Below are 10,540 nucleotides of genomic sequence, written 5' to 3' on the forward strand. Positions count from 1 at the left end.
CTGACCGCGCGCTTTGCCGAGGCGAGCCAGGCCGCGTTGGCCGTGCCGCAAACGGCGAAAAGCCAACAGCCGGTGGAGGCCAAGGGGTTTGCGGCGGTAGCCGAGAAGACCCAGCAAAAGATCGCCGGGTTGTCGATGACGGTGTATCCGGCGCTGGTGGAAGAAAACGGCACGGTCAAGGAAGGCCGATTCTCCACCGCCGCCGAGGCCGAATTCCAGCACCGGCGCGCCTTGCAGCGTCTGCTGATGCAGCAATTGGCCGAGCCGGCAAAATTCCTGCGTGGCAAATTGCCCGGCCTGACCGAACTGGGCCTGATGTACCGCGAGTTGGGGCGCATCGACGCGCTGGTGGAAGATATTCTGCTGGCCAGCCTCGACACCTGCGTGTTGGACGGCGAAGCCAACCTGCCGCGTGACGGTGCCGGGTTGGCGGCGTTGGCCGAGCGCAAGCGTGGCAGTTGGACCGAACACGCCGAGCGCCTGGCGCGCTTGACCCTGGACGTGCTGAAACTCTGGCACGGCCTGCAAAAGCGCTTCAAAGGCAAGATCGACCTGGCCCAGGCGGTGGCCTTGAACGATATCAAGCAGCAACTGAGCAATCTGGTCTATCCCGGTTTTGTGCGGGAAACCCCGGCGCAGTGGTTAAAAGAATTGCCGCGTTTGCTCAAGGCCATCGAGTTGCGCCTTGAAAAACTGCCCAGCCAGGTGCAAAAAGACCGGGTGTGGAGCAGCGAGCTGGGCGGCCTGTGGGCGCAGTACCAGAACCGCTTGAACAAGCACGCCCAGGAAGGCAAGCGCGACCCCCAGCTAACGCTCTACCGCTGGTGGTTGGAGGAATATCGGGTGTCGTTGTTTGCCCAGCAGTTGGGCACCAAGGTACCTATTTCGGACAAGCGCCTGAGCAAGCAATGGAGCCTGGTGGAGGCTTGATCACACTAATGGGCAATGGTGCTTATCCGGGATATGGCGCCAAATCCCCAGGGTTGTGGCAAACTTCGCGGTTATAAATGCCGGGATCGTCGTGATGGGCTGATGTGCAGCCGCGGCGCGATGGAATAAAGCGTTGCCAGTTTGATGCCCGCTGGATGGCATCAAACGACCTACAGTTTGGTACGACGGTACCAATATCTTCTGCCTGACAGATTTAGAGGAACGACCGTGCATAACGTCGTCATCAGCGGCACTGGCCTGTACACCCCGGCCAACAGCATCTCCAACGAAGAGCTGGTGCAGTCTTTCAATACCTACGTGCAGCAGTTCAACACCGAGAACGCCGCTGCCATCGAACGCGGTGACGTGCAGGCGCTGACCGAGTCCAGCGCGGCCTTCATCGAGAAGGCGTCGGGCATCAAGAGCCGATTTGTGATGGACAAGGACGGTATCCTTGACCCGCAGCGCATGACCCCGCGCCTGCCCGAGCGCAGCAACGACGAATGGTCGGTGCTTTGCCAGATGGCCGTCGGCGCCGCCGAACAGGCGCTGCAGCGCGCCGGCAAGACCGCCGCCGACATCGACGGGGTGATCGTCGCCTGCTCCAACCTGCAACGTGCCTACCCGGCCATCGCCATCGAAGTCCAGGAAGCCCTCGGCATCGCAGGTTTCGGTTTCGACATGAACGTGGCGTGTTCCTCGGCAACCTTCGGCATCCAGAACGCCGCCAACAGCATCAAGCTGGGCCAGGCGCGGGCGATCCTGATGGTCAACCCGGAGGTCTGCACTGGCCACTTGAACTTCCGCGACCGCGACAGCCACTTCATTTTCGGTGACGCGGCCACTGCGGTGATCCTCGAACGCGCTGACCTGGCGACCTCCGAGCACCAGTTCGACGTGGTGAGCACCAAGCTGCTGACCAAGTTCTCGAATACCATCCGCAACAACTTCGGCTTCCTCAACCGCGCGGCGGAAGAGGGCATCGGCGCGCCCGACAAACTGTTCGTGCAGGAAGGCCGCAAAGTCTTCCGCGACGTCTGCCCGATGGTCGCAGAGTTGATCGGCGCGCACCTGGCGCAAAACCAGTTGAACGTGAACGACGTGAAGCGCTTCTGGCTGCACCAGGCCAACCTGAGCATGAACCACCTGATCGTGAAGAAGCTGCTGGGGCGTGAAGCCACGCTGGAAGAAGCGCCGGTAATTCTCGACACCTACGCCAACACCAGCTCGGCGGGTTCGGTGATTGCGTTCCACACTTACCAGGACGACTTGCCCAAAGGCGCCGTGGCGGTACTCAGCTCGTTCGGCGCGGGCTACTCGATCGGCAGCGTGATCCTGCGCAAACGCTGATTCTGCGGCTCGCCGCGGTCAAATGTGGGAGCTGGCAAGCCAGCCCCCACACAGATCGCGTTCTCACTTGGAAACCGAGGTCTCGAATGGCAGCAGCGGACGACGCGCACCTGCTTGAACGCTTGCTCAAGGGCGAGCAGCGAGCCTACAAGGAATTGGTCACGCAATACCAAAGCGCCATGCGCGCGGTGGCCTATGCGATTGTCGGCCAGCGTCATGCCGACGAAGTGGTGCAGGACGCCTGGCTGTCAGTGGTACGCAACCTGGCCAAGTTCGAAGGGCGCTCCAGCCTCAAGACCTGGCTGCTGACCATCACCGCCAATGCCGCCAAGGGCCGCTACAAGCAGAATCGTCGCGAAGTATTGCTCGATGATTTGCCCTCGCCCCACGGTACGATCGGGGATGAGCGTTTCATGCCGGATGATGGCCACTGGGCTGTCGCCCCCTTTGCCTGGCATCAGGACACCCCGGAAGCCCTGCTCACTGAGGATGAACTGCGCAAATGCCTGGAGCATACGTTGCTGAATTTGTCGGAATTGCAAAGCAGCGTCCTGGTGCTGCGTGAACGCCAGGGCCTGGAGTTGGAGGAAATTTGTAATCTTCTGACGCTTTCGCTCTCCAATGTACGGGTGCTGTTGCATCGTGCGCGGCTTAAAGTCTTCGCCACGGTGGAGCATTTTGAGGAGACCGGCGAATGTTGACGTGTAAAGAGCAAGTGGCGCGTTCCAGTGACTTTCTCGATGGTCTGTTGACCTTTCGCGAGCGGCTGCTGATGCGTCATCACTTGATGTTCTGCCCCAATTGCCGGCGCTTTATCCGTCAGATGCGCCTGATGCAGGCCACGTTGCGGATCATGCCGCAGGCGCCGGTACAGGGTGTGGATGCCTTGGCTGAACGGCTGGCCGCCGAGCGGCGCAAGGATCAGTAACGGCGGGGGAAAGGCAGACTCGCGCGGGGGAATCGGACGGATGATGGGGACCGATTCACCCACGCCAGGCTGTTAAAGCCACCCAGGGCCATCCTGGCCCCAGGCGTGTCGCACTTACATTTAGAACTTGGCTTCAGCATCCAACTGCAGGGTGTTGGTGTTGGCATCACGCTGCGTGCGGCTGGCGTAGTCAGCCTTGGTCAGGTAGTACGTGGCGCCGACGGCGAAGTTCTTATCGATGTCGTAGCTGACCTTCATCTTATGGCCGCGCGAACCGGTGGTGCCGTTGGCGAAGTCCGAATCGGTGAAGGCGCCGACTACAGCGTTACGTTGCGTATCGCGGTAGTTGTAGTCCAGGTTGAACCCGAACACCTTGGACTTGGCACCCAGCAACCAGGCGGTGTCCTGATCGTTGGACGCATCGTTGTTCTTCACGTACTGGCCGTAGAACGCGAGTGGCACGGCCAGGCCACCGATGTCGGCCTGGGCAAAACCTTCATACAGACGGAATTGTTCGTTCGCCGAGTTGCCGTTGACTGCCAGTGCGCAAGGCGTGGTGCTGCTCGTACAGGCGCTGCTCTGGTCGTTCTGGTAGGCGTAGATACTGCCGCCCAGGGTCATTTTCAGGTTGTCGGTCACCGAGAAACGTGTACCCAACTGGCCGGAAGTCAGGCGCAGGTCGTTGCGAAATTGCACGCCGTCGCCGTCGACGTTGTCCTTGAGGTTGTAGTTACCGAGGCTGCCGAACAACTCGGCGCTGCTACCCAGCGGGTATTTGTAGGTCAGAGCCAGACCTTCCGGATTGATATCGCCATCCCAGATTATGTCGCCCATGCTCACCCACGGCTGGAGCATCTTGCCGCCGATGACGTGCAGGTTCTTGATCTGGTCCGGGTGGTAGTCGATGTAGCCAAGGTCCAGCCAGATCGACTTCTTGTCGAAGTAGTTGTCCTGATCCTGGTTGGTGGAGCGTGCGTCGTCGCTGCTGCCGGTGGAGATACGAATGCCGGTGTCGACCTGGTTGTTGATCTCGGTGTAGGCACCCAGCCGGGCACGGATGCGTTGACGGTCCTTGTCACGGCCACCGTTGTTGGATTCGCCCTGGATCTTCACGGTTTCCTGACGGAAGCGTACGTCACCCTTGAACTGGGTCTTGGCGGCCCAGGCGAGTTTCTGGTCGAACACGCTCAGGTCGTTGGTTTTTTTCGCGGTGGCCGCGATCTGTTCGTTGGTCTCTTGTTGAGCTTGCTGTGCGATCTGCTTTTCTTTCTGATCCTTGGCCAGCTCAGCTTGCAGTTCAGTGTACTGCGAACCGGTGATCTGACCGTTGGCCTTGAGCATGTCGAGCAATTTAGCGTCGACTGCAGCGCTGGCCGGAACGCTCAGGGCCAGCAACAAGCCGCCACAGAGGGCCGCCGCAGTTTTAGTGGAAGCAAGACGCATATCAATCTCCGAAAGTGAGGAGGGATGGCAAACCATCCAGGACACAACCGACCGATGACGGACGGAAAATAACCGCCGGGGTAGAACCAGGCGCGCTAAAAACAGGCGTCAGTATCGCGATCGTTTATGACTGCGCAGTGGCGAAATGATGTCAGGTAGATGACAATTTATTTAGAATGGAACTATTGATTTAGAGCCTTGTCCGTCGATTCGAGGGTGTGTCGGGGGCGGCGATAAGCGATACTCGCGAGGCTTTCACGCCCTGAAGTAGTGAGGATGCCGATGCCGCTGCAACGCCTGGACAGCCTGTCCGAAATCGCCCCGCAGGTCTGGGACGCCCTGGTGCCGCAGGCCCAGCCCTTTGTGCGACATGCGTTCCTGAGCGCGCTGGAAGACAGCGCCAGCCTGGGCCCGCATTCGGGCTGGCAGCCTGAGCATTTACTGCACTGGGAAGGTGATCGGCTGGTGGCGGCTTTGCCCGGTTATCGCAAGTGGCATTCCTCCGGCGAGTACGTCTTCGACCACGGTTGGGCGGATGCCTGCCAGCGGGCCGGTATCGATTACTACCCCAAGCTGTTGGTCGCCGTGCCGTTCAGCCCAGTCAGCGGCCCGCGCTTGCTGGCCGCCAGCGCTGAAGACGGTTTCGAGCTGCTCAACAGCCTGCCGGGTTACCTGGAAATCGAAGGGCTCTCCAGCGCGCACATCAACTTCACCGATCCGCTGGCGGATGACGCCCTGGCCCAACAGCCGGGCTGGTTGCAGCGCCTGGGCTGTCAGTTTCACTGGCAGAACCGTGGCTACCGAGACTTTCAGGACTTCCTCGACGCCTTGAGTTCGCGCAAGCGCAAACAGATGCGCAAGGAACGCGAACAGGTGGCGGGGCAGGGCATCGAGTTCGAATGGTTGCAAGGCCATGAACTCGGCGAGGCGCAGTGGGATTTTGTCTACGCCTGCTACGCCAACACTTACGCGGTGCGCCGCCAATCGCCATACCTGACCCGCGCGTTTTTCAGTCTGCTGGCCGAACGCATGCCCGAAGCGATCCGGGTGGTGCTGGCTAAGCAAGGCACACGCCCGGTGGCCATGGCGTTCAGCCTGATCGGCGGCGACAGCTTCTATGGTCGTTACTGGGGCTGCCTGGCGGAATTCGACCGCTTGCATTTCGAAACCTGCTTCTACCAAGGCATGGATTACGCCATTGCCCACGGCTTGCAACGCTTCGATGCCGGCGCCCAGGGCGAGCATAAATTGATTCGCGGGTTCGAACCGGTGATCACCCGGTCGTGGCACTACCTGCGCCACCCGGGGTTGAAGAATGCGGTTGAGGATTTCCTGGCGCGCGAGCGGGTGGGGATTCTGGCGTATGCCGAAGAGGCGAGGGCAGCCCTGCCGTATCGGCAGGGCTGACCCCGTGTTGCCTCAGGCCGGCTCCTCCTTGCCCAGCCATCGATAGACCACGCCGCCGATCACCGCGCCAAGGATCGGCGCGAGCCAGAACATCCACAATTGCTGGATCGCCCACCCGCCCACGATCAGCGCCGGCCCCGTACTGCGGGCCGGGTTGACCGAGGTGTTGGTCACGGGAATCGAGATCAGGTGGATCAAGGTCAGGGCCAGGCCGATGGCGATGGGCGCGAGGCCCTTCGGGGCACGGTGGTCGGTGGCGCCGAGGATGATCAGCACGAACATCGCTGTCATCACCAGCTCACAGACGAACCCCGCTGCCAATGAATAACCGCCAGGCGAATGCTCGCCATAGCCGTTGGACGCCAGACCTGACGCCAGTTCAAACCCCGGTTTGCCGCTGGCTATCACATACAGCAGCGCAGCCGCGACAATGCCACCAATGACCTGGGCCACGATGTACGCCGGTAACTCCCTGGCCGGAAACCTGCCGCCCACGACCAGCCCCACCGATACCGCCGGGTTGAGGTGACAACCGCTGATGTGCCCGATGGCGACCGCCATGGTCAGCACCGTGAGCCCGAAGGCCAGGGCCACCCCCAACAACCCGATGCCGACTGCGGGAAACGCTGCGGCCAACACCGCACTCCCGCAGCCGCCCAACACCAGCCAAAACGTACCTAAACCCTCTGTGACTGAACGCTTGAACAAAGACATGCCACACGTCCTTGATAGATCGCTCTACCGAATCAGTAAATCAGTGATGCTCCCTGCAGATTTACTTCAGCGCCCGTCTGGGCACTGCACTGATTACAGCAGGGTTGTGGCACAAATCCAGGCCACCCATGTGGGAGGAGGCTTGCTCCCTCCCACATTTTGAGTGGCGTAGGCCCGGCAGTTTTCAGTCGATGCCGACAAAACCTCCGGTCTGGTGCTGCCACAGCCGCGCATACAACCCGCCGTGGGCGAGCAACTGGGCATGGCTGCCCGTCTCGGCGATCTGGCCTTTCTCCAGCACCACCAGGCGGTCCATCCGCGCAATGGTCGACAACCGGTGCGCAATCGCAATCACCGTCTTGCCTTGCATCAGGGTTTCCAGGCTTTCCTGGATAGCCGCTTCCACTTCCGAGTCCAGCGCCGAGGTGGCTTCGTCCATGATCAGGATCGGCGCATCCTTGAGCAGCACCCGTGCGATGGCGATGCGCTGGCGTTGCCCGCCGGAGAGTTTGACCCCGCGCTCGCCCACATGGGCATCCAGCCCGGTGCGGCCTTCGGCGTCCGATAGCAGCGGGATGAACTCATCGGCACGCGCCTTGTGTATGGCGGCCCAGAGTTCTTCGTCGCTGGCGTCCGGCTTGCCATACAACAGGTTCTCGCGGATCGAGCGGTGCAGCAGCGAGGTGTCCTGGGTGATCATGCCGATCTGTTCGCGCAGGGTTTCCTGGGCGACCTCGGCGATGTTCTGGCCGTCGATCAGGACGCGCCCGCCTTGCAGGTCATACAGGCGCAGCAGCAGGTTGACCAGGGTCGATTTGCCCGCCCCGGAGGGGCCGATCAGACCGATTTTTTCACCGGCCTTGATGTTCAGGTTCAGGCCGCCAATGATCCCGCTCTTCTTGCCGTAGTGGAAATCCACCTGCTCGAAGCGTACTTCGCCATGGGGGACGGTCAGGCGTGGAGCGTTGTCGCGGTCGACCACGGCCAGCGGCTGGGCGATGGTTTTCAGGCCGTCCTGCACCATGCCGATGTTTTCGAAAATGCCATTGACCACCCACATGATCCAACCGGACATGTTGACGATGCGAATCACCAGGCCGGTCGCCAGGGCAATCGCGCCCACGGAAATCAGCGAGTGGGTCCACAGCCACAGGGCCAGGCCGGTGGTGGTGACGATCAGCAGGCCGTTCATGGTGGTGATCACCACGTCCATGCTGGTCACCACGCGGCTGGCCAACTGGGTTTTTTCGGTCTGCTCGATGATCGCTTCCTTGGCGTATTCCTGCTCGGACTGGGTATGGGCGAACAGCTTCAAGGTGGTGATGTTGGTGTAGCCATCGACGATGCGCCCCATCAACTTGGAGCGCGCCTCGGAGGAAATCACCGAACGCTCTTTCACCCGTGGCACGAAGTAGCCCAATGCCAGGCTGTAGCAGACGATCCAGGTCACCAGCGGGATCATCAGGCGCCAGTCGGCCTCGGCAAACAGCACCAGGGCACTGATGGCGTAGATCGCCACGTGCCAGATCGCATCCACGGCCGCCACGGCGGAGTCGCGCAGGGAGTTGCCGGTTTGCATGATGCGCTGGGCGATACGCCCGGCGAAGTCGTTCTGGAAGAAGTTCAGGCTCTGCTTGAGCACGTAGCTGTGGTTCTGCCAACGGATCAGGCTGGTCATGCCGGGACTGATGGTCTGGTGGACCAGCAGGTCATGCAGGGCGCCGAAGATCGGACGCAGCAGCAGGGCGACCACGGCCATCCAGATCAGCTCGGTGCTGTGCACCTGGAAGAAATTCGCCGGCGGTGTGCCCTGGGCCAGGTCGATGATGCGGCTCAGGTAGCTGAACAGCGCAACTTCGATCAGCGCGCCGATCAGGCCCACCACCAACAGCGCGGCAAAACACGGCCACACCTGGCGCAGGTAGTAGAGGTAGAAGGGCAGGACTTTGTCGGGAGGGGCGGCGCTGGGCGCGTCGCGGAAAATATCGATCAGTTGTTCGAAACGACGATAGAGCATTAGGGTTGACGCCCGCCTGGCGGGCTCTCCTGTTCAAATGCGCACGGCGCCTTGTGAGCGCCGCGCGGAACTACCTGCAGACCTCAGTCGATGCGCTTGGCCGACTTGATCAGGACAGGATCGATGGGCACGTTTTGCATGCCTTGTTTGGTGGTGGTCTGCGAGTTGACGATGATGCCGACGACGTCCATGCCCTTGACCACTTTGGCGAATACGGCATAACCGGCATCGCGACCTGGGTCGAGGAAGGCGTTGTCCGCCACGTTGATGAAGAATTGGCTGGTGGCCGAATCCGGGTTCGAGGTTCGGGCCATCGACAGCGTGCCACGCACGTTATGCAGGCCGTTGCTGGCTTCGTTCTTGATCGGTGGATTGGTGTCTTTTTGCGCCATCTGGGTGGTGAACCCGCCGCCCTGGACCATGAAGCCCGGGATCACACGGTGGAAAATCGTGTTGGTGTAGAAACCCTTGTCGACGTAGGCCAGGAAGTTCTTGGTACTGATCGGCGCCTTGACCGGGTCCAGTTCGATTTCAATGTCGCCGTTGGTGGTGGAGATCAATACGTGGGGCGCCTTGGCAGGCTCGGCCGCCATCAGGTTGGCAGCGAACAGCACGGAACCGGCAAAGAAGGCGATTTTTTTCAGCATGGGTCAGTGATCCTGGGTAGTGATTTCGACTGTCTTTAGAAAATCGAGAAGGGTAGCGTTAAAGACTTCGGGTTGATCCAAGGGCGTGGCATGGCGGGAATCTTCGATCACCACCAGCCGCGCATCGGGCAGCAGTTTTACATAGATTTCTTTCTGTGCCACAGGGGTGTAGTCGTGGTCGGCGCTGATGACCAGGGTTGGACAGGTAATTCTGCAAAGTTGTTCCTGCACGCCCCAGCCCACAATCGCATCGAAGCTGGCGAGATAAGCACGTTTGTCGTTTTTTGCCCAGCGCTCGGCCATCTTGCGGCGCAGGTCGGCTTGCTGCGGTTTGGGAAACAGCCGGTCGCCCAGGGCCTTGCCGATGGTGCCCAGGCTGAGGACGCGTGCCAGGGTCCAGCGCTTGGCCCACTGCCAGTAATCGTCGGCGCTGCGCACCTTGACCTCGGGCGCGCTGTTGACGATGCACAGGCTCTTGACCCGCGCCGGTTCGTCCACCGCCAGTTGAAACGCGATCATGCCGCCCATGGACAAGCCCACCACATGGGCGGGAGGCAGGTCCAGGTGTTCGATCAGGGCGATCAGGTCGAAGGTGAAACCTTTGATGGTGTAGCGCTCCCGGGGTTTGTCCGAGCGCCCGTGGCCGCGCACATCCACCACGATCAGGCGGTAATGCCTGGCCAGCACCGGAATCTGCAGTTCCCAATCCTGGCTGCTGGAGCCCAGGCCGTGGATCAAAATCAGTGGGGCGCCGTGGCCATATTCCTCGTAATGCAGGCTGCACCCTTCATGTTCGAACCAGGCCATGCATGAACTCCGTTTCAGGCTTGCTGCGGGGCGGCGAAAGGCGCATCCAGGGGCGCGGTGTCAAATGTGCGTAGCAGTTCCACGAGGATCTGCGTCGCCGGCCCCAGGGGTTTGTCCTTGTTCGAGTACAGGTAGAACGTGGGGTGGCGGCTGCCGCCCTGTTCCAAGGGTAGCTGCTTGAGCACGCCTTCGGCGAGTTCGCGCTCGATCATGTGCCGGGGCAACCAGGCAAAGCCCAGGCCGCTGCCGACGAAACTGCTCGCCGTGGCGAGGCTGCCGACGGTCCAGCGTTGTTCG

11 protein-coding genes are annotated in these 10,540 nt (G+C 61.1%); 5 read left to right on the forward strand and 6 right to left on the reverse strand.

Features of this window, described 5'->3' with window-relative positions:
• The 4 genes from L9Z73_RS17810 to L9Z73_RS17825 all read left to right on the forward strand — a co-directional run.
• Positions 1 to 930 (forward strand): DUF3418 domain-containing protein (locus L9Z73_RS17810; protein ID WP_247403504.1); only part of this gene is annotated, 930 nt, incomplete at its 5' end.
• A 228-nt stretch (positions 931 to 1,158) separates the two neighbouring features.
• Positions 1,159 to 2,280, forward strand: coding sequence for a beta-ketoacyl-ACP synthase III (locus L9Z73_RS17815; RefSeq protein ID WP_247403506.1), 1,122 nt, complete (start codon positions 1,159 to 1,161; stop codon positions 2,278 to 2,280).
• Between the two features lie 86 nt (positions 2,281 to 2,366).
• Positions 2,367 to 2,981 carry an RNA polymerase sigma factor gene (locus L9Z73_RS17820; RefSeq protein ID WP_247403507.1) on the forward strand — a complete coding sequence of 205 codons (615 nt, stop codon included), beginning with the start codon at positions 2,367 to 2,369 and terminating at the stop codon, positions 2,979 to 2,981.
• Positions 2,975 to 3,208 carry a zf-HC2 domain-containing protein gene (locus L9Z73_RS17825; protein ID WP_247403509.1) on the forward strand — a complete coding sequence of 78 codons (234 nt, stop codon included), beginning with the start codon at positions 2,975 to 2,977 and terminating at the stop codon, positions 3,206 to 3,208. The genes L9Z73_RS17820 and L9Z73_RS17825 overlap by 7 nt, the downstream gene beginning before the upstream one ends.
• Before the next feature lie 120 nt (positions 3,209 to 3,328).
• On the opposite strand, the gene L9Z73_RS17830 is transcribed toward L9Z73_RS17825, so the two are convergent.
• On the reverse strand, positions 3,329 to 4,651 hold the full coding sequence (locus L9Z73_RS17830; RefSeq protein ID WP_247403511.1) for a putative porin: 1,323 nt from the start codon (positions 4,649 to 4,651) through the stop codon (positions 3,329 to 3,331).
• A gap of 282 nt (positions 4,652 to 4,933) precedes the next feature.
• Between L9Z73_RS17830 and L9Z73_RS17835 the strand changes: the two genes are divergently transcribed.
• A complete protein-coding gene (locus L9Z73_RS17835) occupies positions 4,934 to 6,058 on the forward strand; it encodes a GNAT family N-acetyltransferase (RefSeq protein ID WP_247403514.1) in 1,125 nt (374 codons plus the stop codon).
• A gap of 12 nt (positions 6,059 to 6,070) precedes the next feature.
• Here L9Z73_RS17835 and aqpZ read toward each other — a convergent pair whose 3' ends face one another.
• From aqpZ to L9Z73_RS17860, 5 genes are all read right to left on the reverse strand, one after another.
• Positions 6,071 to 6,772, reverse strand: coding sequence for an aquaporin Z (gene aqpZ / locus L9Z73_RS17840; RefSeq protein ID WP_247403517.1), 702 nt, complete (start codon positions 6,770 to 6,772; stop codon positions 6,071 to 6,073).
• A 184-nt stretch (positions 6,773 to 6,956) separates the two neighbouring features.
• Positions 6,957 to 8,789 carry an ABC transporter ATP-binding protein gene (locus tag L9Z73_RS17845; protein ID WP_247403518.1) on the reverse strand — a complete coding sequence of 611 codons (1,833 nt, stop codon included), beginning with the start codon at positions 8,787 to 8,789 and terminating at the stop codon, positions 6,957 to 6,959.
• A gap of 83 nt (positions 8,790 to 8,872) precedes the next feature.
• Complete coding sequence (locus tag L9Z73_RS17850; RefSeq protein WP_247403521.1) at positions 8,873 to 9,436, reverse strand: peptidylprolyl isomerase; 564 nt, start codon at positions 9,434 to 9,436, stop codon at positions 8,873 to 8,875.
• 3 nt (positions 9,437 to 9,439) lie between these two features.
• The gene (locus tag L9Z73_RS17855; protein ID WP_247403524.1) at positions 9,440 to 10,243 is read right to left on the reverse strand and encodes an alpha/beta fold hydrolase; all 804 of its coding nucleotides are present in this window, start codon (positions 10,241 to 10,243) and stop codon (positions 9,440 to 9,442) included.
• A 14-nt stretch (positions 10,244 to 10,257) separates the two neighbouring features.
• On the reverse strand, positions 10,258 to 10,540 hold a 283-nt coding region (locus tag L9Z73_RS17860; protein WP_247403528.1), incomplete at its 5' end, for a LysR substrate-binding domain-containing protein.

It is taken from the genome of Pseudomonas emilianonis (assembly GCF_023072625.1).
Classification (GTDB): Bacteria; Pseudomonadota; Gammaproteobacteria; order Pseudomonadales; family Pseudomonadaceae; genus Aquipseudomonas; species Aquipseudomonas paraveronii.

Bases quoted from the DNA above. Each gene is read 5' to 3' on its own strand.
- L9Z73_RS17855 (WP_247403524.1), bottom strand. From the start codon at position 10,243: ATGGCCTGGTTCGAACATGAAGGGTGCAGCCTGCATTACGAGGAATAT.
- L9Z73_RS17845 (WP_247403518.1), bottom strand. From the start codon at position 8,789: ATGCTCTATCGTCGTTTCGAACAACTGATCGATATTTTCCGCGACGCG.
- aqpZ (WP_247403517.1), bottom strand. From the start codon at position 6,772: ATGTCTTTGTTCAAGCGTTCAGTCACAGAGGGTTTAGGTACGTTTTGG.
- L9Z73_RS17850 (WP_247403521.1), bottom strand. From the start codon at position 9,436: ATGCTGAAAAAAATCGCCTTCTTTGCCGGTTCCGTGCTGTTCGCTGCC.
- L9Z73_RS17820 (WP_247403507.1), top strand. From the start codon at position 2,367: ATGGCAGCAGCGGACGACGCGCACCTGCTTGAACGCTTGCTCAAGGGC.
- L9Z73_RS17825 (WP_247403509.1), top strand. From the start codon at position 2,975: ATGTTGACGTGTAAAGAGCAAGTGGCGCGTTCCAGTGACTTTCTCGAT.
- L9Z73_RS17830 (WP_247403511.1), bottom strand. From the start codon at position 4,651: ATGCGTCTTGCTTCCACTAAAACTGCGGCGGCCCTCTGTGGCGGCTTG.
- L9Z73_RS17835 (WP_247403514.1), top strand. From the start codon at position 4,934: ATGCCGCTGCAACGCCTGGACAGCCTGTCCGAAATCGCCCCGCAGGTC.